Genomic DNA, 25,646 nt, shown 5'->3' on the forward strand with positions numbered 1-25,646 from the left:
AGCTGCTGCATCGTATAAATTTTGCCGCCCTGATAAACGTTGTTCACTATTTTGTTAGCTACACCAACTTTAACAAAGAAACCATTAAATACCCAATCCCCGCCCGGCCGTCGCTGTACCATTGCGCGAATATCGTAAAAGCGATCATTCACGCGGTCTAATGAAATCCCTTTTTGAATAATTAAATTGGAGTTCTTTGATGCATTTAACCGTTTGTACACATCTGAAAGCGATCGGTAATGTTTGTGTACTTGGTTTTTTTTCTTGATTTGATATAAATCATAGCCAGAATCGACTTTCTTCAGCTTACATACGCCAACACCCATAGATCCTATATCTGGCTTCACATACAGAGTATTGTAACGATCGATCATCATCTGTAAATTACTTTTACTGAATGACACTGTTTTCGGCACATATTGTTTCAGCTTTTTGTTCGCCTTTAAGTACCTGCATACTTTTAGCTTTCCTCGAATGTTTTTGCTCGAGTATTTTTTCTTGTACATGATCAATCACCTCCACTCCAATGTATGAGAGAAGAGGATAACAAAATTGTGCGATCGTTTAGATGCAGCAAAAATACATAATGAAAATAATAGGGTTGGCAAACTCGAAATCAAAAAACCGCGTTCCATCCGACAAATCGGAAAAACGCGGTTTCATGTTTATTTCCCTAGCAAAATCTTCGCATAAGGTGAATCAATTGGCAGCATAATAACAGGCTCATTTTTCAGTGTCGTCACGTAGCTCTCTAATGTGCGATAAATGTTATAAAATTGTGGATCCTTACCGTATGCCTGATTATAGATCTTAGCCGCTTCACCTTCGCCTTCGGCAATAATCTTCTTGGCGTCGGCCTCCGCTTGTGCGAGAAGCTCCGTCGCTGTGCGATCCGCCTTAGACGTTATTTTCCGTGATTGCTCATCACCCTCTGACAAATAACGAGCGGCAWTAGATTCACGATCCGAAATCATCCGATTATAAACAMTTTGTTTATTTTCTTCTGGTAAATCGGTACGCTTAATGCGTACATCAACTACTTCAATCCCATAATTATCTCTCGTCAATGCTGCAATAACATCTTTCGTTATCTCATCGTTGATGTTACCCCGCTCCGTATTCTCGCTAATGATATTTTCGTAGTTTACTTCAGAAAGCTTTCGGCGAACTGAGTTATATACCGCTTCATCAATACGTTGAATACCCCCGCTTACCGATTGTACGGTTCTTAAAAACTGCGAAGCGTTAGTAATACGCCATACGGTGTAATTATCAACGACAATCGGCTTTTGATCCTTCGTTAAAATCGTCGTCGGACTGCTATCATAAGTCATCTGATATTTAGGAAGCGTCGAAACATTTTCGATAAACGGTATTTTTAATTTCAATCCCGGTTCTGGTACCGCCCTAATCGCTTCTCCGAATCTAAGAACGACCTTATACTCGCCTTCTTTGACGATGTACATGGAACCCGATACGAGTATGATTAATACTACGAATGATACAAGTGCTATCCATTGGTTTTTTTTCATTTTGCAACGCCTCCTTCTGGAGCAGTTGTTGTAGGTGGAGTTGTTGAACTAGTTGAACCGCTGCGCAGCAGCTCATTTAATGGCAAGTAATTAACAGTATCACTATTCGAATTCGTAATAAATATTTGGGCATTAGGTAAAATCTTCTCTAATGTTTCCAGTATTAAACGACTCTCTGTTACGGTTGGATTATTTTTGTACTCATTGAATATCGCGTTAAATTGTGCCACGTCGCCTTCCGCGTTCAATATCCGTGATTTTTTCTCCCCTTCTGCGTTCTCAAGAAGAGCTTGCGCCTCGCCTCGCGCCTTAGGAATACGATCATTCTCATATTTGGCCGCATTATTAATTTTCGTATTTTTCTCTTCTCGCGCATTCGTCACTGCTCGGAATGCTTCGGCAACTTGACCACTTGGCGGCTCTATATCCTGAAATTTAATATCGACAATTTGGATGCCAGTTTTGTATTTAGCCTGCAGCTCAAGCAGCTTCTCTCTTACCTTATCTTGAATAACCGTTTTACCATCCGTAATCGCATAATCCAGCTTCTCCGAGCCAATCACAGCGCGAATCGAAGAACTTGCCGCATTACGAAGAAATTGCTCTGGATCATCGATATTGTATAAATAATCGTGAATGTTGCTTATTTTCCATTGTACAACTGCGTCCGCAGAAACGATATTTTCGTCTCCCGTAATCATCATCGCTTCTTCTTCAACCGGAACAGCCTTATCCCCTTCTTGACGGTAACCGATGTGAATACGCTGCGTCAGCTCCGCAGGAACTGTTACAACCTGTTGAATAGGATAAGGCCATTTGAAGTGCAGACCCGCTGAGGACTCACTCGTATATTTACCAAATGTAAGAATAGCTGCGCGCTCCTGCTCCTGTACCGTATAGAACGAAGATGACCCAATAACAATGATAATGACTGCAGCTGCTATACCTAGAACCATTTTTTTAATAGTGCCCGGTTTAAACTCATGCTGTGTTCGGCCGCTCATACTATGATTCTGATTCGGATTTTGATCCATGGAACTCAATAACATCTCTCCCCTTCTAAGCAAATATTTCAATATAGTAGATATTAGGATATTACGAGCGATGCAGGAAAAGGTTTCCATTCATTCTACAGCTAAACCATACGACAGCAATTAACAAAAAAAAAAAAAAACAGGACAAGTATAACTCCCTTGGCCTGCCCTTAATGGTAATAGACAAACATGAAAGCGTTAGTCTGACTTGCCTGCTTTAAGCATTTCGCCGATAGCCCCTATGCTGCCCAGCGTATCAACGGCTCTCGTTGGTAGGAATATTTTATTAGCGGCTCCTTGAGCAATATCTGTCAATGCCTCTAGTGATCGGTACGTAAGCACGTTTTCATCCAAGCCAGCTGAGCGAATGAGCTCAATCCGGTTTTTCTCTGCCTCTGCTATGGACTGAATCGCTTTTGCTTCCCCAAGCGCCTCTAGCTCCTGTGCATGTCGCTGACCCTCAGCTTGACGAATTCGAGCTTCCTTGTCACCTTCTGCTTTTAAAATCTTACTTTGTTTATCGCCTTCCGCTCGCAAAATCATGTCCTGCTTGGCCGCTTCCGCCTCAAGCACTAATGCGCGTTTACTGCGTTCTGCTTTCATTTGCTTATCCATCGCATCCTGAATATCCGTAGGCGGCTGAATGTCAATAACCTCGACACGTTCGATTCGAACGCCCCATTTTTCCGTTGCTTCATCAAGTGCTACACGGATATCCGACGAGATTTTCTCACGGCCTGACAGCGTTTCATCCAGCTCCATTTTGCCAATAATTTGACGCATGGTAGCCGTGCTTATATTTCGAACACCATACACATAGTCGGAAATCCCGTATGTAGCTTGTTCCGGGCCGGTTACTTGGTAGAAAATAATCGTATCGATTTTTACTTGTACATTGTCTTTTGTAATAACCGTTTGGGGAGGCACATTCGCTTGCTGAATACGTAAATCGTGATAAGTTCTTACATGATCAATGAATGGAATAAGGATATTCACACCAGGCGTAAGCAAACGATTAAATTTTCCCAATCGTTCCACAACACCAATCCTCTGCTGCGGTACTATTTTAATAGACAGCGCAACAAATACAACTACAATTACGACTAATATAATGATTACTGTCAAACCCATTTTCAATTAACCTCCCCATTTAGTAACTTGCAGCACAGCACTTCCACGACTAACAACAACAATAGAGTCTCCTTTAATTAAAGGTTCCTCCGATACAGCGCTCCATGTTTCATTTCCAACCTTAACAATTCCATGAGCGTCTGCCGCAATATCCTCCAGCACAATGCCTTGCTTTCCGACTAACTCGTCCACAACATCCTTAAATCCTCGTGATGACTGAAATCGACGAGTGAGCGGTTTAGTAAATACCGTCAGAATAAGCGCTGACGCACAGCCAATAACTACTTCCAGCAATATGGCCCCTGGAAATATTAGGTCGATAACCGCAGCTATTACGGCCCCAATAGCAAGCCAGAGCAAGTAAAACGTAAGCGAAAGCATTTCGACGACGATTAAAATACCGGCAATAATAAGCCATATCACCCACATCTCCATCCATTCACGCACCTTTCTTAACTATTGTATTCTCCAATGTCAGGTGTATGACCTGATTAATTTGAATATATGGATGAACAATGTCGATTCTTGTATGATTACTAGTTAAAAAACACTTGCCAAAACCCCACTCTAATCTGTACAATCTACAATGGTTATTACATAAACAATAAAATAAATGGGGGCAAGCTTTAACATGAAAAAAGCGATTGGAATCCACGAGAGACCTCCTATGGGGCAAAGCATTATGCTTAGCCTGCAGCATCTATTTGCCATGTTCGGCTCAACCGTACTCGTTCCAAATTTGCTCGGCGTCGATCCAGCAATATGCTTGCTGATGAACGGTATTGGTACTTTGCTGTATTTATGGATTTGCAAAGGTAAAATACCTGCTTATCTAGGCTCAAGCTTCGCTTTCCTCGCTCCTGCAGGCGCCGTTATCGGTGATATGTCTGCTGGCGGCGGCAATTATGCAGCAGCATTAGGCGGATTCATCGCAGCTGGCGTCATATTCACTATTGTCGCAATCATCATACAATGGGCGGGCACAGCTTGGATCCATGTCGTATTTCCACCAGCAGCAATGGGTGCTATCGTCGCAATTATCGGACTAGAGCTTATCCCTGTTGCTGCAGGAATGGCTGGCTGGATCGTTAAGCCTAGCGACCCGGACCCCGCCAGCTGGGTGCTTCAGCCTAAAGTGGTCTTGCTGTCCACAATCACGCTAGCAGTAACGGTACTCGGCTCCGTTCTATTCCGAGGCTTTATGCGTATCATCCCTATTTTGATCGGGATTGTTACCGGCTACGTCATCGCCTACTTCATGGGTTTCACAAACTTCTCTGCTGTCGCTGACAATGGCTGGATCAAATCGCCAGAATTTACGTTTCCAGTATTTGAGTTAGCGGCAATTTTGGCAATCGCCCCTGCGGCGTTAGTCGTTATTGCAGAGCATATTGGCCATTTAGTTGTTACTGGCAACATCGTCAACAAAGATTTGTCAAAAGACCCGGGTCTTCACCGCTCTATGTTAGGTAACGGTATTTCAACATTGCTATCAGGCTTTGTCGGTTCAACGCCGAATACAACCTATGGAGAAAACATTGGTGTGTTAGCCATAACAAAAGTTTATTCTACCTTCGTTATTGGCGGAGCAGCAGTAATTGCCATCGTCCTTTCTTTTTCAGGTAAATTTTCGGCACTTATTTCTGGAATCCCAGAACCAGTCATGGGCGGCGTTTCATTGCTCTTGTTCGGGGTTATCGCATCCTCAGGACTCAGAATGCTGATCGAAGCGAAAGTGGATTACAGCAAGCCAACTAACCTTTTCCTGACGACTGTCGTATTGGTTACTGGCCTAAGCGGAGTTAAGCTCACGATTGGAGATTTCTCCCTTTCAGGTATGGCTCTTGCAACGGTAGTCGCTATCGTACTTAGCCTGCTGTTCAAAATATTTGATGTGTTAAAGCTTTCTAACGATCACGAAGCTTCAGATCATTAAATAATAAAGAGGCTGTCCCTCAAGGTCTACGACCTTTTGGGATAGCCTCTTTTGATTTTATTGAAGCAACCTCTCCTTCCGCTACATAAAATAGATCAGAAGGAGTGGCACTAAAATGGCAACCTATCGAATTATCGTTGTGCTATCTGATTTTATGCTTCACTTATTAGATGATAATATAGTTGTTCATTCCTATCCTGTTGGTATCGGCAGAATGGTCACCCAAACGCCAGTTGGAGAATACACGATTATAAACAAACAAGCAAACCCTGGCGGTCCGTTCGGCGCTTTTTGGATGGGACTATCCAGGCCTCATTATGGCATTCATGGCAATAACGATCCATCCTCTATCGGCGGGATGGTTTCGCATGGATGCATACGCATGTATAACGACGACGTAATCGCTTTATCACAAATTGTACCGATCGGCACTCGTGTGACTATTCGTMTATAACCGGCGTGTGACTATTCATCACTGCTTTCTTTGTAACAGAGCAGGAGAGCTGCGCAATTATAGAGGCTGCATCTCTCCTGCTATCGTCATCAAAAATTATGTTACTGTTACTATCATGACTGCACTTTCCGTTACGCCCAATTCATTCACGAGTTCAGCACGATATTCATAAACACCGGAAATTCTGCCTGTAATCTGGGTGATAATGGATTGAGCGTTAGGAGTTTCAGCGGTCAGCGGCTTTGTTTCGATTAGCTGTCCRTTCTCGTAAAGACGGTACTCCGTTGCGTTTGTCCCCCACCACATGTTTAATGTTACCTGGTACATCCCGTCATGGTCCCAGTTGTCGTTAGAGAGCACCGGTTTCCCTGGGTTCGCATCCGTCACGTTCACTGTCATCGGTTCACATCCGGTCATGCCTTTATCGTTAATCAATTCACAGGTGTAAACATAAGTTCCATTGAGCTTGCCCGTCACTTGTACAACCGCTTTCTGAGCATTCGGAGACGCGTTTTCCAACGCTTGCGAATGAATCAATTTACCATTCTCATAGAGCTTGTATAACCTCCCGTTCTCGCCCCACCACATGTTCATCGTGATCATATAATCCCCATCATCGAGTCCGGTATCATGATCGTTATTGCTCGATAAGCTCGGCTTGCCCGGCAATTTGGATGCAGGTTCGTAGAGAGTTAGCACCCCTATATCTTCACTTCCACGCAAGTATACGACATCGTTCTGTGAATATATTGCTTTTAATTCCAATGGGCCGGTTCCAGATCCGCTGATGATTGGATAGGCAAGAGTTGCCACTCCCGAGGCATCTGTCACGGCGTCACCTACTGTCGTTCCACTCACTTGGAACGATATGGATTGCCCCATAAGGGATACTCCCTCGCGATCCCTCAGCGTCGCCTGCAGTGTTGCTTCACCTCCGATTGGCGCTTCCGTATTAGATACTTCGAGGGTTGTACTGGAATAAATCTTGAATTGAACAGTCTCAGTTGCCGTGTTGCCCGCATAATCCTCAGCAGTCACGATCAGCGTGTGAGTTCCGCTCGCCGTAATCGGAGTATTGTCCGTCCATTCCTCTCCATTGATCGATACGTTCCTCTGTTTCAGTCCGCTTCCCATATCCTCTACAAATATAATAGGAGTCACTTGATCGGCATAGCTCTCTCCTTCTTGTACCTCGGATATAGCTATTATAGGTCCCGTTCGATCAGCACTCTCCAGTAGCATTGGCTTGAACAAAGAGGACTGCTTACTTGAACCAATACCGCTGCCCCACTCCACATAACCTCTACGGCCATTGCCGTCATTCTCATTGATAAGGATGGACATGCTAAGTAATCCATCAGTTGGAACGATTGGAGCTAATTCACTCCATGGCAATGCCAATTTGTATATCGTATCCTTCGCAGTCTCATCTCTTGTGACTTGTAGATCAGGATTCGTTATGGAGCCGGTCACAACCCCTTGCGGTGCCATCCACCTATAGAGCTCAGGGCCTTGCGGGGTTAATGCCATTCCATACTCGTACCACTGTAGATTCTCACCCGGCATCCCCGCAGATATGGCGAACTGTATGYTGTCTCCTGCCCAGATTTCATCACCTTGCTTGGACTGAGAGAATAAATCGTCATGGACGCGAGCATACAAATATAGATGATTGTCGTCATACGTAGACCACAGCTTACCGCTGAAATCTTCAGTACCCTTATGGGCAGAAATTCTTGAATTCACGTCTGCTTCAAGATCAATACCCGCTAGATCCTGTAGGTCTTCTTCTTGTTCCACTGTTCGGAACGGAAGCACAACCATTACCGCTGATGGAACAAGCTTAACGGTTCCATCACTCCTCAGAGTAGCTCCATCTTCCATATAGAGCTTAAATTGATAAGACAGCAACGTCCCCTCCTGTAAACCGGATAACGGGAAATCGATGGTTTGCACGCTATTTCCAGGTAGGGTCACATCATAGAATTCCGTACCAGAAGTAGCTCCAATGCTCCAATCGATCTGTGTTAAGTGACGTTCCGTTGGTCTTTCGTTCATGATCGTTACTTCAATAACTTCCGAACCGTTTTTCACCACATGCTTGGATGATACCTGTTCGGCCTGCTCTATCACTACCGTCTCGGACAAACCAGCAATTTTAGCACCTTCAGAGAAAACTGAAGCTGTTGCTATCAGGGTCCCAACCTCATCTATCCCTGGAAATTGTACCGAATAATCGCCGGGTGCGTTCACGGTGATTTCCTGGGAAACACCTTGGAAGCTTACTTTAGCAGTTAACCCATCCTGTTGGCCAAGATCGTTAACCCGAAGCGTAAGTGTTACATCATCACCGGTATATGCCGGAATACTTTGCAAAGAAAATGWGCTGCTATGAACAACGCTTCCTAAGTCGCCCTGCAAGAATAGAGGCTCTCCAGTTAATGTCAGATATACTTTTCCTTGTAATGGCGAATAGGTGGTCACCCTCCCCATCATATCTGTCACTGTAAGTGGATCTTGCGTATTTACGGTTACATCTTCTTTGTCCAGTGACCACAGGACATTAATCTTTTCGTTATTTTTATCAAATGTATAGTGATAAATGCCATCCACTACCTCTTGACTCAAAGGGCTCGCTCCCGTTAGCTGTCGTGTAAGAGTAGCTAGAGCAACATAAGAAGGCTTTGGCGTATAGGATCCTAACGCATCGCCAGTATTGTGGATGACACCGAAATTATGCTCATTGTAGAGTTTATCCGTCCCGGTATCCATCATGTTGTACCAGAATACTTTCTCGACACCCGCCGCGATACTCAGCACATAACTGCGGATCAAATAAGAAGCCTGTGTATTTTCATCAACACCTGTAGGGTTTAAATGGGTCGGCCAACCAATTTCCGAAAACCAAAGAGGGATGGTCTCACCGTCATTGTGATCGCGTACAAGCTGATTGAGCATGTCAATCTCCTCCAGCAGCCCTTCCGGCGATTGGGGATAGCGATACGGATGAACAGAAAGTGAATCCATATAATCCAGTCCGCCAAGCTCGAACAAGTCTTCCAGCCACTCAAACGGAATATCTACTGTAGCTCCGCCAACGACATTCAGATCGGGACGAACCGATTTGATAGATTCAAAGCTTTTCTTCAGCATATTGAAGTAGATGTCCGCCCTTGAGGCAGCAGGACCATTGCCACCGAAGTAAGGGAGGTTGAATTCATTCCATATCTCTCCCGCTTTCAACTGGTTGCCGAACTTCCCGAGCATAGCCTTCACATAGTTTGTGTATGCGATATGCGCTTCCTCTGTATAAGGCGTTTGTCCTCCGTCATAATATTTATTACTGAACGCGAAGGTAAGGAACGGATCAATGCCAAACCCCTTAAACGATTGCATAGGAAGGGTGAACTTCGGATTGAACGAATACTGGCCTTTATTAATCTCTACTTCTGACCAAAAGAAGGACTCACGTACATTTTTGATGCCCGCATATTTGAGAAGTGGAATCATTTCCTTATTCCAATTGATTCCAAAGTGCGTCTGAACGCCGAATGGAGACTCCGTCACCGCTGATAAATCAAATTCGGGAAGTGCAGCTAATGTTGTTTCCTTCGTTTGGATCAAGGTTCCCGCTAGATAAGCTTCTACCTTCAGTCTATAATAGCCGTTTTCTGGCACCGGTACATTAAGCCGGAGCTTTCCCCCCGTGACAGGAGCGCTTCCTGATGATGCCGGCTCTCCCCATGCATTATAGATACTCCACTGAATAGCATCACCAGTCGTCAGGACATCGAATACTCCAGATTGACTTCCCGCGAATACGTTACCGACTTGAACCTGAGCAATCGCCAGTTCGGGGGCTTCGATCTTAACCCGAATATCATCCAGCCAAATTGAGCCAACGGTTTTACCCGTTCTCATTGAAGCTTTCGTCAACTTAAACTGCATCTTCTTGAGGGGACCACGCCAAACTCCATCATTATTTCCACCCCATTTTGTATAATTGATCCCCGATGTAAAGGAGCTAACCGTGACTTTCTGCCACTCTGTAGACGGGTTCAGAATAATCGTCTGTTGATGATTCTGATTGGAGTTGTCGATCAGTATTAAATCGAATTTAGCCATATCTCCTGTTTTCACCCAGAAGCTGAGCTCCATAGCGTCCACAGGCAGAATACGTTTGAACAAGTACTTTTCTAAAGAAACAAAACTGTTCGTATATGTCGAATTGCTGCTGAAATTAAGCTGCAGCTTCCCTGAGGAGCTGCCAGTCTGAGCGTTCATCGAATCCAGGCTAAATTCGCCGTTTCCCAGTGCCCCGCCACTTCCTATTAAAAAGTCCCATGCCTCGTCAGCGCTTTCGAAATCACCGATAGTCAATTCGGGGGTGCTTACATTGGCATAAGCCTTGGGATCTGACATGCCTGGTATAGCTGGTAATATAAATAAAGAAAAAATGAGGGTAAAAACAATTAGTTTAGTAAGCGCTATCATTCTTCTGCTCACGTAAAACCACTCCTTTAATGTAGGATGGTTTATCAGCAAGAGGGACTCATTCTATTGAATCTGATTCATTTGAATGAATCCTCTCACTGATATCACAATTGTTTATTTCAAAAACTCCTTATTTTTTTCATACCATTCCTGCGCTAGCTTCTCTACATTTTCTCCGCCCAGACGTTTCCACTCCTTACGGACCTGCTCCATACCCGCTTCAGGGGTTAATGACTTTCCGCCAGTTACTACCTTCACTTCAATTTGTGTCGCAATAGGAGCGAAAGTTGCAATCAATTGACTCACTTCCGGTAGATCCGGACTAAACGCGATATCCCTGCGGTATTCATTCTTTAGCGCTACTTCTAATGCTTGCGCTTTGACCTGAGCAATTTCTTGGGAAAGGGCATCCTGAGCAGCCATGAGCGGGATCCATTCTGCTTTCGTATTCCATTGGCTCAGAATTGCATATTCGTTTGCATAGGCCACTTCCTGCCGATATTTATCTGCATCGAGYCTTTGCGGAACCTCGCCGTTCACCAGCTTGTAATGGACATTCTCTTCTCCGAACTTCATGCTGTACCACCCCTCCTCCAGCATCCAGTCAAGAAATTTGATGGCCGTTTCGATTTTATCCTCATCCATGTCGCTATTGAAAGCGACCAAGACATTGGAAGGCAATTCTTGATACAAACCGTTTTTCCCATATTTGCTCGACAGTGACTCCAGCGGGACCAACTTGGCATCAGGAACATTCGTCTTTAGATCTCGGATTTCATTATCCATACTCCAGTTACCGAAATAAATCCCTGCCTTACCGGTCGTCCACAGCTGACGTGCACGCTGGAAGTTACTGTCGGTAATATACTCTTTGTCAATCAATCCTTGGTCGAATAATGATTTCTGATAGGCAAGTGAATCAATGAAGCGATCTAAGGTTCTGGCGTACTTCATTTGACCATCTTCCAAGTACCATTGATTCTCATTGGTGAAGAAGAAAGCCCGCATGATTTGGACAGCGTTACCGTTAAAAACAATCGGTACAGTATCAGCTTCACCGTTACCATCCGGGTCCTCGTCTCTGAACTTCTTAGCCACCTCTATCAATTCTTCCACAGTCGTAGGTGCTTTCAGTTGCAGCTTATCAAGCCAATCCTGACGAATCCACATGCCATTGTTGGCTATTGACTCTATGCTCCTTTTACTCGTAATCGCATACATTTCTCCGTTTATTGTCATAGCAGACTTCAAATCAGGGTTTTCCTCTAAATACTTCTTTAAGGTCGTGCTGTATTTTTCGATGTAAGTGTCAACGGGCTGAATGGCACCCTGATTAGCCAATTGAGCGATATAGTTTCTGTCATATTCCCAGATCAAATCCGGAGCACTTCCAGAAGCGATTAGCGTATTTAACTTTTGCTGAGCTTGACCCCGGTCAACTGGAATCCATTTAACCGTTGCCGGAGAATTTTCATTGATCCATTTCGTCCAACGGTTGCTTTCGTAGCTCCCTTCTTCTGTAGGCACACTTCCCCTGTCAAAAGCTGAAATACTTATTTCTTTCTTAGGACCTGATGGGGCAGCATCAGTAGTTAATGTAGCTGAAGGGCTTGTTGTAGGCGATGCTGATTCAGACGGGTTCCCTGACTTCTCATTAGAGCTGCAAGCTGCCATTACTAACATCAAAAGTGATAAACCTGCCATTAGAACCGGTTTTCCAACCTGTTTCCATATTCTCATTTCTTTCATCCCCTTATCGTATAATTATATCTATATCAAGGACAGATAGTCCGATGATATTAACCCTTTACGGATCCGATTAAGACCCCTTTAACAAAATGCTTCTGCAAGAAAGGATATACAATTAGAATAGGGGTAACTGCAATTACGATAGCCGCTGCTTTGATCCCTTCCGGAGTCAGCATCACCTGCTCAACACCTTCGCTCCCACCGCCGTTATTCAATAGGCTTTGATTCACCTGGAGGATCATTTGATAGAGCTTAAGTGTTAAAGTCTGCTGGGCACTCTTCGTAATATATAACAGCACATTGAAATAGGAATTCCACCAGCCCACTGCATAAAACAAAGAGAGCGCAGCAATTATCGGCTTGCATAGTGGTAAAATAATCCGAGCCAAAATTGTCCAGTCCCCAGCACCATCGATAGCCGCAGACTCCTCAATTTCCTCAGGTAAACCTTCCATAAACGTTTTCATGACAAACATATTGTAAGTGCTAATTAAAGCGGGCAGCCACAATGACCAATAGGAATCCATGAGTCCCAGAGATTTTACGAGTATGAAGTTCGGAATAACTCCCGAGATAAACAACATCGTTATGATAATAAAAATAAGCAGAGCACTACGTCCCATTAGTCTCCGTCTGGAAAGAGGATAGGCGGCTAATATCGTCAATACTATATTCAGCAGCGTACCTACAAGGGTGACCTCGACCGTATTCCACATTGCGACCAATAGCTGGCCATCATCGAATAACCGTACATACCCTTCTACATTGAATTCAACAGGCCATAATGAAACTTCACCCGCTGTTATCGCTCTGCTGCTGCTTAGGGATGCAGCTATGACATACCAAAATGGATATAAGGCAAGGAGTGAAAGGAAGCCGAGCAGAACATAATTGCCAGCCGAACCCAAAAGAGACCAGATAGATTTGTTGTTATTTTTGATTATCATCAGTTACCATAGCCCCTTTTCCCCGAGCGCTCGGGTTATCTTATTCACACCTATTACTAGAATCAAGCCAACCACCGACTGGAACAAACCCAAAGCGGTAGTATAGCTGTAATTCATATTTTGCAAGCCAACTCTGTACACATAGGTGCTAATTACATCTGCTACATCCAGTACAGACTGATTTTGTAGAATCAATGTTTGCTCCAGACCGACATCCATCATATGACCCATGCGTAGAATGAGAAGAATCGCAACGGTGCTGCGGATACCAGGGAGCGTAACATGCCAGATTTGACGGAGCTTATTCGCTCCATCGATCTTGGCTGCTTCATAAAGCTGAGGGTCTATCGAAGCCATAGCAGCTAAATAAAGAATTGTACCCCATCCTGCTTCTCGCCATATACCCGACAGCGTGTAGGCTGCTGGCCACCATTTCGAACTAGCCATAAAATAAATGGGTTCGATACCGAATACTTTCTCGAGAACCGAGTTAACGACACCAGTACTTGGCGAAAGGATAGCGATGAAGATACCGCCCAAAACAACCCATGATATAAAATGTGGCAAATACAGAAAGTTTTGCACCGTTCTCTTGTACCATTCTTTGCGTACCTCGTTCAGCATAAGAGCAAGTATAATCGGTACTGGAAATCCGAAAACAAGACTATATACGTTCAAAACTAACGTATTTCGAAGAACTCGCCAGAAATCGATACTTAAAAATAAGCTTTGAAAATGTTTTAATCCAACCCATTTGCTTCCGATTATGCCGTCAGCTAAGCGATAATCTTTGAAAGCTATGATCTCGCCAAACATCGGTGCGTATTTAAATAAAATGTAAAATACGATTACAGGCATCAGCATTAGGTACAAATGACGATCACGTTTCAAACGGTTTAGGCAAGTATGCTTGAGCGAGTTCTTTCTTGTACTTATCGAATTTCTATGAGTCGGCACCGTTTCGAATTCTGGTCGTCGATTCTTCATATGGTTCACCCTTTCGTTGATGAAAGCCCAATCAATGTAAGCAATTTGATCGTAACGCAGGAAGAGGTAGGTGGATATAGACACGTTATGTACACCATGGCAATTCTTATCATTCACCAGTTCACCATTTTTGTTCGAGGTTCATTTTCTTATGGCGACACCTGAAAAACCTTGTAATGACGCGGGGTTTTACTCTCACGACAAAAAAAAAGTGTACAGGAGCTTCCTCCACATTGAAGGAAACTCTGGTACACGTCTGATGATTAAAAGAAAATGTAATTGAATAGACCCTTAGTTTTTGATTACAGTTCACTCCTATACTCGTCCAATGACTTAGCCGCCCAATCACGATATTCTAACGGAGTTTTCCCTGAATACTTTTTGAACGTTCGCAGAAAGCTGCGGACATTCATATAACCAACCGCTTCAGCGATCTCGTTCACTTTCATGCCTTTTTTACTCGATAGCAATTTCTGGGAGGCACTAATCCTTATTCCGATTAAATAATCAATAAAGTTGCTTTCCGTGTATTCCTTAAACTGCTTGGAAATATAAGTCGGGCTTAGATTGAATTTTTGCGCAAGCTTATCTAATGATAGATCACTTTCATGAAAGTGATCTCCAATATACATTTGCATCCGATCAATAGTATCGTTACTGCCACGCTGAGTCCGCTTATCATTGATTTTAGCTGCAATTTCCTCTAAAAAGGAGATTACGATCTTTTCTACCACGTTCAAGTTCTCACTGCGGTTAATCAAATCGTATATGTCGTCTAGTCTACTCAAAGATTCCTTCAAGTCGATACCAATTGATTCGACCGACTGCACCGATTTCATGATGAGATCAAAGGATAGCTGACGGATCAGGTCAGGTGGCAGATTGCTGTCTATCGCCTCACAGAATGTTTCCTTCACATAATCCTTCATTTTAGTGATAGCCGTCTGTTTCAACGCATCCGTAATCCGATCAGACATTCTGCTCAGCCGATAATAATCCTGACTGTCTAAAGGCTGTAGGTCTTCAATAGAAATGACCGAATGATTACCGAACACCATCTTATAATGAAGCGCCTTTTGAGATTCGTCATATGATCGGGGAATTTCCTTCATCTCATTGCAGCCGCGGCCAACACCCACAGTTACAATGAGGTCAAATTGCTTCTTCATAACGTCGAGTATCTGCTCCATTATCGCAAGCGAGCGCAAGTGATTCTGCTCAGCATCCCCTTCCGCAAAACTGAGTACGACTGCTGCACGCCCCTCTCCCAAATCAATGGCAACTCCTGCATTCTCTAAATTAATAATTTCCTCTGCCACGTTACAGAACGCATAAGTATAAAGCGTCTCGTCCCTTGTCTTAAAATCCGCACCTAATTTACTGATTTCAGCCGTACAGACTAGGTACCTCTCTGGAAACAAATGGACACCCACAAATTCAAGATGATGGCGCACAGCCTGATAATCCGTTCGATATCCAACAAGCATATCCATCATGATTCTCCACTTCAGTACCGGCTTCGAATCACGAACATGTTGCTCAAGATCCGATCGATCCAGCACCAGCTTGTCGAACACTTTTTCCAGATAGGTTAGACCAGCAGCAGAACTTTCCTGTATCTGGTCGTCCTTATATGTCCCAGACATTTTGCCGACCAATCGATCAAGCGGTTTAAACGTCCACCGATTCACATAAAACAGTGCGATCAATGCAAGTAAAACCATCCCTATAGCAAAGGCAATCAGCAGATTCCGGGTAACCTTGATTGGTTCATAAATTTGTGATTCCGGCAGGATACTAATTAGCTTCCAACCCGTATAATCGGAATCGCGATAAAATATCGACTGTTTGACTCCATTARGCTTTCCTGTGAAAGACCCGCTGCCTGTCTTGGAGAGAACGCTTTTAATATGAGTAAGCTCCTTAAGATTACGATAGATCTGAGACTTATCGTCGTGAGTCACCACGTTTCCATTGCTATCAATTATAAACATATGGCCTTCTTTACTATCCTCGTAGACGGCTTTAATCATATCGTATAATACTTTTTCATTAATATTTACGGCTATCATACCCTTGCGGTACCCCGGTTTGCTGAGAGCTGGATAGGATCGCACCAATGTAACTACATCTTGGTTCCCGTTTCCGTCCCATACCTGATGGGTAGTTAGCCATTTGAAATACTCCGGCATGTCCTTATAATCGTCCAACCAATTATCAACTAGCGGAGTATCCTTCAAATAGGCTTTGTCCGTCAAAATATTACCGCTTACAGCTGAATAAACAAAAATGGAGGATAGATGGGGATTGGAATTAATAAAGCTTTTCAACTTCGTATTTAATGTGTAGAAATTACTATATCTCTGTGAATCATCCAAATAACTGTCTAACATAAAATATAAAAATTCGAGCTCATCCATAAGCGTTAGCAGATCCTTTTCCGTCTGACGAAAAGTCACCTCGATTTTCTGATCGACCTGCTTCAATAAAGCATGATTCGCATCCTCTAAATCACTCTCCAGCTTACCAATAGTTCCTGTATAAGATAACCAGAAGGTCAATGTGATAATAACCAGAAAAACGATCCCATATATCATCATTACTTTAGCCGAGATGCTGGATTTCATGACTATATACCTCCGCTTGTGAACTTTCTGGATAGGTTGTCTTGACAGGTTGATGCTCTGACGAAGAAACTTCCTGGAAGGTAGCCCATCAGAAAAACTCCAACCACTTGTCCCATCAATAAGTTTCGAAGTTCCTCTTCCCGACCCTCCATTCCAACCGTCACAAGGAATGTATTATTAATTTGTATTATTTATTCCTATTCATATAAGTTTCCGTGTTGGTGCTGAAGTGAAATAAATACAGCCTGACTCATAAAAAGTGAGTGAGGCTGTTTCATATCATATTCTATTTGTTCAACTATTAAGCTTGGTAACCAGTTCCCCCCTTTAACCCAAGCTCAGCCTTGCCTTCTAATAGCCTCATCTGCAATTCACGGATAGGAACCTCTGCTGTATCACAGTTATGCAGCACGGCCAAAGCCGCCGCGGTCCCAGCCGCTTGACCTATCGCCATACAGCTAGGGGTCAAACGTGTTGTAGCCTGAGCCTCATGTGTCGTTGAAATGCATCTGCCCGCCAATAATAAATTGGGACTGTTAAGTGGCACAATGCTGCGATAAGGAATATCATAAGCACCGCCTTCTCGAATGAAATTAGCAGTGACGCCTTTACCTTCCGGATTATGAATATCAATCGGATAGCCGCTTCGCGCAATAACGTCATCAAATCTTTTTCCATCCAGCACATCGGTACCATTCAGCACATATTTCCCAATGATCCGTCTAGTCTCTCTCACACCAATCTGTGCACCTACCGCTGTAACACTCGCTTTCTCAAATCCTGGAATCGATTTTTGGAAAAAAGCTTCCAATAGAAGTACTTGCTTGCGCCCCTCAATCTCGGCCTTGGTCAAATCGTCGCTATTCGTTGGATCAAGTCCAGACACTCGAGATACATTAATGAGCACCTCATCATAACTTGGCCCGCTAAAAAACAAAATACCGTCTCGCTGGATAGGAAGATCAGCTTCCTGCCACTTTTTATAAAAACCCATTACTCCCGTAAGTGGCAAAACATCCAAATCCGCGATCAATGAATCCTTGTAAAATTCAGAAGGATTCTGCTGCATGTATCGCTTAACCTTGTTCAGATCAACGCCCTTCATGCGAAACTTCATTGTCATCGGCTGTACTTTTTGCTCAGCATTCCCTTGCTCCCAAGGAGCTCCAGCCATGTAGGCAATATCGCCATCTCCCGATGCATCGACATATACTTTCGCTTTAAGTGTCGAAATACCACTTTTGTTATACAAGGTAATACTGTTTATGCGCTCTCCCTCAGTCGTAACATCGATAGCCGATGTATGCAAAAGGATCTCTACTCCCGCTTCCAGCAGCATATCGCAAGCCAAAACTTTGTACACTTCGGGATGATAGGGTGTCAATGTATGAGTAAATCCAATGGTGTCTCTCAAATGTCCGGGAGACGCGCCAAGCGACATTAATCGATCAATAATTTCCTGGGCAATGCCCTTAATAACTTGCTCACCAGACGCCGAATGAAAGGTCATCCATGGATAAACCATTGCTGCAGTAGACATCCCGCCAAGAAATCCATAACGTTCTACAATGATCGTCTTGGCACCGTTTCTTGCGGCACTAATGGCTGCAGTAATTCCGGCCGGTCCCCCTCCGAGAACGGCTACATCATATTCCTTAGATAATTTGTACATTTGCAAGTATCCTCCCTTTCATTTTTGGAGCGCTCCCAGTTTAGGTGAAAAAGAAAGGACAAGTTGTTTTCCCTGTCCGAATTACAAGTGTTCCGGTTTATTACGTAGTTCCTCGTATAATTAATTCACTTTCAATAATGATATCCTTGGACTCGTTCTCATCGAGATCTCCACGAAAAATATCCAGTAATAGCCCGATCGCTTCCTGTCCAAGCCTTTTCTTATTTTGTCGCACCGTTGTTAATGGAGGAGAAAAATAACTGGCTGCCTGGATATCATCATAACCGATGACTGAAATATCCTCTGGAACTCGATAGTTCCGCTCGAAGAGCGACTCCATAGCGCCAAAAGCCATCAAATCATTTGCCGCAAATACCGCATCAAAAGGAACATTCGTCTCCAACAGATGCTTCGTTTGGAGTCGCGCTTCTTCTTGATCCGCTTTGCCGATGATGACGAGTGCCGGGTTAACTTCGATCCCTGCTTCAAGCAGTGCCTGACAGTACCCGGCATATCTCTCGTTTTCATGATAGGTATCTACAAATCCTTGGATGTAAACAATCTGGCGTCTTCCCTGCTTCAGCAAATAATTAGTCGCTTGATAAACCCCGCTGCGATAATCCGAGGTTACACATGTCAGCGGTAACGGATCAAACACTCTTTTCCCTATTAGCACATAAGGAATCTTCTGCTGTTGGTAATAGAGCAAATATTCTTCACGAATATGCTCCCCCATAATAATAAGTCCATCTACCTTCCGCCTTGTGCCGATTCTCTTCCAATATTCCTGATCCGAGTGGCTGCGATTAGCGAATAATAGGAGATCATATGCGTTAGCGGCAGAATCTTCTTGAATGCCTTGAATCACCTCATAAAAGATATGATGTGATAGAAAATCCGCTTTCGGACCAAATACAATGACCCCAATATTGCCGGTCTTTCCACCGGCTAAGCTTCTTGCCTGCGGATGTGGAATATATCCGGTCTCTTCTATAATCTCAAGTACTTTCTCTCGAACCTTTGGCTTAACTCCTGGTTGTTCATTGATTACTCGGGATACCGTTCCCCTTGACACACCTGCTAAACCTGCAATGGATTCTAATGTATGCTTCATCTTTTATCTCCAATTGTGGGAGCKCTCCAATTCATGTTATATTTGCATTATCATGMAACATCTTATCAATGTCAATAGATTAAATACTATTTCTGGCCCCTTAATAAGACTGAGGTTCTCATCTATCTGCCCCTTGCTCTCCGCTCCGACGACCAGACAATGCACACCTTCCATATCACGAATATAGGAGATAGCAAGTTGGGCGATGGATAACTGCTCCGATTCGGCCAACTCTCCCAATTTCCCCAGGAATGGACCCGCGTCTTTTCGAAGCTTCTCCGGAATCGTCTGTTGATTCATGAAGAACAAACCTTGCAGATATACACTCCGGACGACGATGATTTTCCCATTATGGTTAAAGTCGCGCACCGCCCCGCATTCAACAAATCTGTGATCGAACACATTCATCGGTATTTGTACAAACTCATAAATGTCATCCCGAATCTGATCGGCAATCACTTCATACTGGACTACAGAATCGGCTTCCAACGAGATGCCTCCTCTTCGGATAAGTCCATTATTCTGCATCTTTTTCATGACTTTCGTAATTGATATTCCATACTTTTCCAGAATGTTCGGATTATGAACCATAAGTGCTGGTATCGAGCATAATTGTAACCGTTCCAAGATCGCTTCGGTCTTATGAACCATCTGGCGCTCAATATCCAATTCACTTGTAAGACCCATATCGATCTTCAGCTTAGAGACGATGTGTTTCCCTGCCCTTGAAGTAATCCCCCAGCTTAAGCTCGGCATCCCCGTACTCATAAGCTGTATCGTAGCAATTCATTCCCGCCTGCTCACAGGCGCTTAACATGGCATTCGCATCCACGTTATGGCTTTGGCTGTTGATGCCATAACCGCTTAAGCCGAGCTGTGCTGTACCCAGCATCATTCTGGACAAGACTAACCCGTTGATTCGGCTGTACGAGGTATCATCATTTACCAACTGCTCCATCCCCCGTCGAGAACCAAGTTGTGTCCCGTTATATATTTGGCAGCATGGGATGCTAGATAGACAACCGCACCCTTGATATCATCCTCGTCAGCCAATCTTCCCATCGGTGTACGTTCCAAATATCGTTTCAAAAAATCGTCAGACGTTATCTCATGCTCGGTGTTCTTCGGATTATAGCCGCCGGGGGAAATGCAATTGACCCGTATATTGTATTTGCCATAATAGTTCGCARGCCACTTCGTCATCCCGACAATTCCCCACTTGGCGTAGGTATACTCAATTCCACTAGTCATTCCACTCTCCCCGTAGACGGGAAAATGAGGTCCTAATATCCCTTGAATGGAAGAGATATTAATAATGTTACCTTCCTTTCGTTCCCGCATCGTACGCACGACGGCTTTCGTTAACAGCATGACACCCAAGCCGTTTACTTGCTGGGCTTGCAGCCATCCGGCCGACGTCGTTTGTTCGATGTTATTCAACCCCGTTCGAGATACGGAATTATTGATCAGTATGTCGATCTGACCGAATTCTGCTATCGTGTTGGTCACAAAATCTTCGATGCTCTGCTCATCAGCCAAATCCAACCGTCTCGCGACTGCCTGACAGCCCTTAACCCTCATAGCCTGCGCTTGCTTCTCGCATTGCTCTAACCCACGCGACGCAACAATTACAACTGCACCAGCTTAACCCAATGCGCTTGAAATATGCTCCCCATACAAGCCCGAACCGCCTGTTACTATCGCAACCTTCTGATCGAGCTTAAACATATCCATAACATTCATGTTCTCGTGCTCCTCTTGTACACATAGATTATCTACTTTTAACCGACTGTCTCCAATCGAATCTTGATCCAGCGGATGTTGCTGACCCCTTCTTCTACAGCCCAAAAAGAAATGAAAAGGATACCAGATTTAAGTAGGCATACCGAAGGAGCTCCGAACTTTAATACGGCAAAATCCCCAGCCATATTACCGGTATGCGTGGTTAGTCCCAGCGATCCGTCTCCCCATAACGGAAACTCTTGCCCATTTATCCACTGTTCTCCATCAATCCTTGATAGATTTGCCCATAAATCAGGTCGATCTGTTCTTCTATAAACAGTTAGAACTTTCCCGTTCTCTAATCCATATAATTGCAAAGTTTGTCCCTTTAATCCACAGGAACTAGGGGGAGTGAATGACAAGCCGGTTAAGACACCTTCTTGCGAATCCCTCTCTTCTATTGTTTGCGTACTGATGGAATAATGATTATCCAGATCCTTATCGTTTTGTTGATCATAGACCCACGCTGCGGACAACAGCCTTCCATCCTCAAGCTCTACCATCTTGGATTCCCAGAAAATATTAACCCTTTGATCATCCGACATCACGTCATAATAGGTTGGCCACGTTTTGCCTTGATCGGAGGATACGAACGTGACCATCTTCATTCCATCGGGACAGTATCCACCCCACCCTCTCCAAGTGGAAGTCGGAAGCAGCCGGGTCCCGTTGCTCAACGGTACAATTGAAGAAGTCATCTCAAAGGCTGGGCCGACTAGCGGCGGATTTATGATCTCTGGTTCGCTCCAGCTATACCCTCCATCAACTGAACGGAAGATCAACTGCTCGACCGCATAAGGGACGAGGGAAGTGTCCTATTTCATTCATTATTTATATGATTTTGAAAATCGGAACGACTCGCACTTGTATCGTGACCGATTCTCTTCATAACCCTGTACCGATCTTTAAAGATGCAGCGTCTCCAGCAGCGTATAGATTATCTTGGCCGCTTCTGCTCGCGATACGGCTCCCGACGGTCGGAACGTACGGTCCGGGTATCCACTCAGAATTCCCGCCTCCAAGGCGGATCGAACGGAGTTTTGAGCCCAGGTAGGAATAGCCGCCTCATCCTCGAAAGAGCTTCCATCCTTCATATCTTGCGACTCAATACCCCTGTCGCCTATGATTCTGGCGACAATGACGGCAAGCTCGGCGCGAGTCACTGTACGCGACGCCTTGAATACCGTTTCCCCCTGTTCGTCATATCCTTTCATCCATCCGGCCTTGATCGCCGAAGCGATATCCGCCCGAGCCCAATCCGGAATATCATCATCATCCGCAAAGGAGGGCATATTCGTTGCGGCTGACAATCCCAGCGCTCTGACAAGCATAGCCGTCAATTGATCTCGCGTCACCGTGCTGTCCGGACGAACCGTTCCGTCCGTATACCCCTGCAAAACCTTCATTCCGATCAATCGTTCCATATATGGCTTGGACCAATGATCGGCCATATCATCAAAGGAAATTGACTTTGCTTCGAACACGGTGTATTTCGCGAGATGAATGGCCCGAATATGAATCATGACATCCTCTTGCGTCGTTCCGCCAAGGTATATCCATCTTGCCTGCTGCTCATTGTAATAATAAACGGCGGCTCGTTTGCCTTCGGTGATGTGGGCCGCTTCGTAATAGAACGTTAAATCGATTGGCTTGCGAACGAAGCGTCCGTCTGCGCCTGTTAGCTCCACCACCGGACCGAGCAGCTTCGGCATGTTGCTCAAGGGAACTTGAGTCTTCGGAACGACAGTCGCGATTACTTTCCCTTTGGCTGCAAAGGCTCCTGCTGGAATGTTAAATTTGAGGATACCCTCCAGCTCGCCTTCAGTGCCTCGAGACGGCTCAACGTCTACCTCGATCGACATCTCCCCGACTTCATCCGGCTCCGGCTTCACCGTAGGATTCGTTACGACTCCGCTGAATCCATCTCCCCCTGTCTGACCAATACTCATCCAGACGATATGAAAGGCGGAAGAACCCGGTACGAAAGCGGATATCGCGATATTCTCATTAGTGCTTGGTGCATGGAAATCCACTTCGAAGCTGCCGTCGCTTCCCGTTATTGCGACAGCATCTATCGACCCCTTTGATGCTAGCAAATATACCAATGTATCCGGTAGCGGCGTTCCACTGCCATTTCGAACCGTCCCGCTTATTTTCACAGTCTCTCCAGACTGAGTGGCTGACGGTACTTGAAGGACGAGACTCGCCGCTGCCGGATTCCAGCCATCCTGGTTCAACAGCCGGAACCGATTGGAACGGAGCTCCGCCGTATTGCCGCTTCCATCTGCGGCGCGTATATACAAATACCAGTCGCCTGTTGCCGACGACTTCGTTAACGTTCCTCCGTTAGCGAACGATGTCCAGCCGATCTCCGGAGCCAACTGGCTCTTCGACCAGACGTACATCAGTTGACTGTCGTCGACTCCGCTCCAATTATCGGATACGGTTACGACTACGGATGCTTCGCTCGACCAACTCTCGTTGCCGTTCGGACCTATTGCAATCGCAGGCGGCGTTACATCCTGCCCTTCGCCAGCCGGTTGTTCATCGCCGATCAGAACGGATATCGGAAGCGCTACCGACATATCCAGGATAAGCAAATCATCCACATAAACATTTGTCCCTTGCCCTGCAGCGCCGGACGATATCATCAGATGATTAACGACCAATCCCGGATGCGCATCCGCGATCGCGCCTTTCCATTCACCGTTCACATAAATGTCGGCAGAGCCTTGATCCATGTCAAAGTCAATCCTAATATCCGACCATTCGTTCAAAGCCAAAGTCGTAGGAGTGGGAAGTTCGTGGAACGTAATCGGCTGACTTTGTTGATCGGAAATAACCTCCATGATTTCTTGCTGCGGGCCGCCGAATGTAAAGGCCGTATCCGAGAAGCTCTGATGGACCTTTACAAAACGCGCCTCGATGGCAAGACCCTGCAGCCCGATTGTAATGTTGCCATCCATTTTCTCGTAGGACCAACCGTTGACCTTCGTCCAATCGCCGCTGTTCGAATTGCTGACGTATACCTCGAGATTTTCTTGCTTCAATCGATTCCCGATCGTACCGTCGCTTTGCGGTTTATTAAATTCCTTGCTGTCTATCAATTTAATCGCATTAATTTTTGTTAATCGGCCAAGATCAGCACCCAGGCTTCGATCCTTATAGTCATAGGCGAACTTGCCAGTCGTCCCGAAGTCGGTCATATTGCCTTGTGTCGGATTGGAATCCGGATTAACGAATCCAATCTTGATTTCCGTACTCGTGGAATCCCTTGACGTATCCGTATAAGTCAACTTCCCATCCGTACCTACCTTCATAATGAATCCCGCTCCAAGTGCATTCCAATGCTGCGAATATCCTTCCTGTAAGGAAACGTACATCTCATTATCGAAGCTGGCCCCGTAGACAGATAACTGAACGCTCGCCTTTCGTGTTGAAGGGAATAATCGGGAGGCTCCCGTTATTTTCTTGTTATCAACATTGTCCGTAATTTGCAGCGAACGCTGGCCCCCCTTAGCTTGGGCGCTGCTGCTTGCCACAACGCCGGCATCCGTTGTTTTCCACCAATAATCGTTCGCCAGTCTGCCGCCGTTATCGGGCGATATCATCGTATTCTCATATTCGAAGTCATCCGCAGCGCCGTGGCTGCGCAGCAAATAACGGTCGAAATCTTCAATCAGCATGGAATAAGCGCCTATTAGTCCAGACCAGGAGAATAACCACGAATCATCGTTCGCCGGTACTTTATCTGCTTGAACGACTGCTCGCTGATCATTAAAGGAAGTCCAGCCCGGCATAGACAGCCTCGTACGTCCAAGCAAGTCCAAATGACCCTTCCATGTCATCGTTTCGTCATCGCTGTAAGCCACAGTCAAGTTGTTGCGATAATAGGTTCCTGCTCCCTGCGCATTATGTCCCGACCAAGTCAGCAGAATTTGATCATTATTATCCCGAATCATCGCTGGGAACGTATTCGTGCTCATAATTTCGCTATTAACAACCGGAGACCATGTTAATCCTCCGTCTCTCGATGAACTGGTGCCCAGCATATATAAATCTCCTCTTTGCTGGCGCAAATACGTTTTTACGTTGCCATTCGCCAATTCGATAACGGCGACCTCAGTAACGCCGCCTTCCCCGCCTACAGAAGGAATAGACAGCTCAGAGACGCTTTTATCCCAGGT

General features: G+C 45.0%; 18 protein-coding genes and 1 pseudogene. 2 read left to right on the forward strand and 17 right to left on the reverse strand.

Annotated features, from left to right (window positions below; all coding sequences use genetic code 11):
• The 5 genes from AC1DWN_RS10385 to AC1DWN_RS10405 form a co-directional block, all read right to left on the reverse strand.
• The coding region (locus tag AC1DWN_RS10385) for a YheC/YheD family protein (protein ID WP_477558828.1) at positions 1-506 on the reverse strand (506 nt) is incomplete at its 3' end.
• Between the two features lie 159 nt (positions 507-665).
• The gene (gene hflC, locus AC1DWN_RS10390; RefSeq protein WP_477558829.1) at positions 666-1,532 is read right to left on the reverse strand and encodes a protease modulator HflC; all 867 of its coding nucleotides are present in this window, start codon (positions 1,530-1,532) and stop codon (positions 666-668) included.
• Positions 1,529-2,566: an FtsH protease activity modulator HflK gene (gene hflK / locus AC1DWN_RS10395; RefSeq protein ID WP_477558845.1), complete on the reverse strand. Its 1,038-nt coding sequence runs from the start codon at positions 2,564-2,566 to the stop codon at positions 1,529-1,531. Before hflK ends, hflC begins: the two co-directional genes overlap by 4 nt.
• A gap of 198 nt (positions 2,567-2,764) precedes the next feature.
• Positions 2,765-3,697, reverse strand: a complete 933-nt coding sequence (locus AC1DWN_RS10400) for an SPFH domain-containing protein (RefSeq protein WP_477558830.1) — start codon at positions 3,695-3,697, stop codon at positions 2,765-2,767.
• Between the two features lie 6 nt (positions 3,698-3,703).
• A complete protein-coding gene (locus AC1DWN_RS10405) occupies positions 3,704-4,132 on the reverse strand; it encodes an NfeD family protein (protein WP_477558831.1) in 429 nt (142 codons plus the stop codon).
• A 196-nt stretch (positions 4,133-4,328) separates the two neighbouring features.
• Here AC1DWN_RS10405 and uraA point away from each other — a divergent pair, with 196 nt between their 5' ends.
• Together uraA and AC1DWN_RS10415 are read left to right on the forward strand one after the other, a co-directional pair.
• Positions 4,329-5,633 (forward strand): uracil permease, encoded by a 1,305-nt coding sequence (uraA, locus tag AC1DWN_RS10410; RefSeq protein WP_477558832.1) that lies wholly within the window; start codon positions 4,329-4,331, stop codon positions 5,631-5,633.
• Between the two features lie 115 nt (positions 5,634-5,748).
• The gene (locus tag AC1DWN_RS10415; protein ID WP_477558833.1) at positions 5,749-6,087 is read left to right on the forward strand and encodes a L,D-transpeptidase; all 339 of its coding nucleotides are present in this window, start codon (positions 5,749-5,751) and stop codon (positions 6,085-6,087) included.
• 96 nt (positions 6,088-6,183) lie between these two features.
• On the opposite strand, the gene AC1DWN_RS10420 is transcribed toward AC1DWN_RS10415, so the two are convergent.
• The 12 genes and pseudogenes from AC1DWN_RS10420 to AC1DWN_RS10475 form a co-directional block, all read right to left on the reverse strand.
• Positions 6,184-10,593: a hypothetical protein gene (locus AC1DWN_RS10420; RefSeq protein WP_477558834.1), complete on the reverse strand. Its 4,410-nt coding sequence runs from the start codon at positions 10,591-10,593 to the stop codon at positions 6,184-6,186.
• A gap of 102 nt (positions 10,594-10,695) precedes the next feature.
• Positions 10,696-12,321, reverse strand: coding sequence for an extracellular solute-binding protein (locus AC1DWN_RS10425; protein WP_477558835.1), 1,626 nt, complete (start codon positions 12,319-12,321; stop codon positions 10,696-10,698).
• Positions 12,322-12,380: 59 nt separating this feature from the next.
• Complete coding sequence (locus AC1DWN_RS10430) at positions 12,381-13,277, reverse strand: carbohydrate ABC transporter permease (protein WP_477558836.1); 897 nt, start codon at positions 13,275-13,277, stop codon at positions 12,381-12,383.
• Between the two features lie 3 nt (positions 13,278-13,280).
• Positions 13,281-14,264 carry an ABC transporter permease gene (locus tag AC1DWN_RS10435; RefSeq protein ID WP_477558837.1) on the reverse strand — a complete coding sequence of 328 codons (984 nt, stop codon included), beginning with the start codon at positions 14,262-14,264 and terminating at the stop codon, positions 13,281-13,283.
• A 302-nt stretch (positions 14,265-14,566) separates the two neighbouring features.
• Positions 14,567-16,891, reverse strand: coding sequence for a helix-turn-helix domain-containing protein (locus tag AC1DWN_RS10440; protein WP_477558838.1), 2,325 nt, complete (start codon positions 16,889-16,891; stop codon positions 14,567-14,569).
• A gap of 301 nt (positions 16,892-17,192) precedes the next feature.
• Complete coding sequence (locus AC1DWN_RS10445; RefSeq protein WP_477558839.1) at positions 17,193-18,563, reverse strand: FAD-dependent oxidoreductase; 1,371 nt, start codon at positions 18,561-18,563, stop codon at positions 17,193-17,195.
• 100 nt (positions 18,564-18,663) lie between these two features.
• A complete protein-coding gene (locus AC1DWN_RS10450) occupies positions 18,664-19,677 on the reverse strand; it encodes a LacI family DNA-binding transcriptional regulator (RefSeq protein WP_477558840.1) in 1,014 nt (337 codons plus the stop codon).
• Positions 19,678-19,713: 36 nt separating this feature from the next.
• A complete protein-coding gene (locus tag AC1DWN_RS10455; protein ID WP_477558841.1) occupies positions 19,714-20,433 on the reverse strand; it encodes an aldo/keto reductase in 720 nt (239 codons plus the stop codon).
• Positions 20,378-20,626 carry a hypothetical protein gene (locus tag AC1DWN_RS10460; protein ID WP_477558842.1) on the reverse strand — a complete coding sequence of 83 codons (249 nt, stop codon included), beginning with the start codon at positions 20,624-20,626 and terminating at the stop codon, positions 20,378-20,380. The genes AC1DWN_RS10455 and AC1DWN_RS10460 overlap by 56 nt, the downstream gene beginning before the upstream one ends.
• Positions 20,620-21,309, reverse strand: a pseudogene (locus AC1DWN_RS10465) (SDR family NAD(P)-dependent oxidoreductase); the annotation flags it as partial. The pseudogene AC1DWN_RS10465 and the gene AC1DWN_RS10460, both read right to left, overlap by 7 nt.
• 149 nt (positions 21,310-21,458) lie before the next feature.
• A complete protein-coding gene (locus AC1DWN_RS10470) occupies positions 21,459-22,241 on the reverse strand; it encodes a sialidase family protein (RefSeq protein ID WP_477558843.1) in 783 nt (260 codons plus the stop codon).
• 123 nt (positions 22,242-22,364) lie between these two features.
• Positions 22,365-25,646 (reverse strand): S-layer homology domain-containing protein (locus tag AC1DWN_RS10475; RefSeq protein WP_477558844.1); only part of this gene is annotated, 3,282 nt, incomplete at its 5' end.

The sequence above is a fragment of the Paenibacillus sp. P4_A7 genome (genome assembly GCF_056402455.1).

Bases quoted from the DNA above. Each gene is read 5' to 3' on its own strand.
- hflK (WP_477558845.1), bottom strand. From the start codon at position 2,566: ATGGATCAAAATCCGAATCAGAATCATAGTATGAGCGGCCGAACACAG.
- AC1DWN_RS10400 (WP_477558830.1), bottom strand. From the start codon at position 3,697: ATGGGTTTGACAGTAATCATTATATTAGTCGTAATTGTAGTTGTATTT.
- AC1DWN_RS10405 (WP_477558831.1), bottom strand. From the start codon at position 4,132: ATGGAGATGTGGGTGATATGGCTTATTATTGCCGGTATTTTAATCGTC.
- uraA (WP_477558832.1), top strand. From the start codon at position 4,329: ATGAAAAAAGCGATTGGAATCCACGAGAGACCTCCTATGGGGCAAAGC.
- AC1DWN_RS10430 (WP_477558836.1), bottom strand. From the start codon at position 13,277: ATGATAATCAAAAATAACAACAAATCTATCTGGTCTCTTTTGGGTTCG.
- AC1DWN_RS10435 (WP_477558837.1), bottom strand. From the start codon at position 14,264: ATGAAGAATCGACGACCAGAATTCGAAACGGTGCCGACTCATAGAAAT.
- AC1DWN_RS10445 (WP_477558839.1), bottom strand. From the start codon at position 18,563: ATGTACAAATTATCTAAGGAATATGATGTAGCCGTTCTCGGAGGGGGA.
- AC1DWN_RS10450 (WP_477558840.1), bottom strand. From the start codon at position 19,677: ATGAAGCATACATTAGAATCCATTGCAGGTTTAGCAGGTGTGTCAAGG.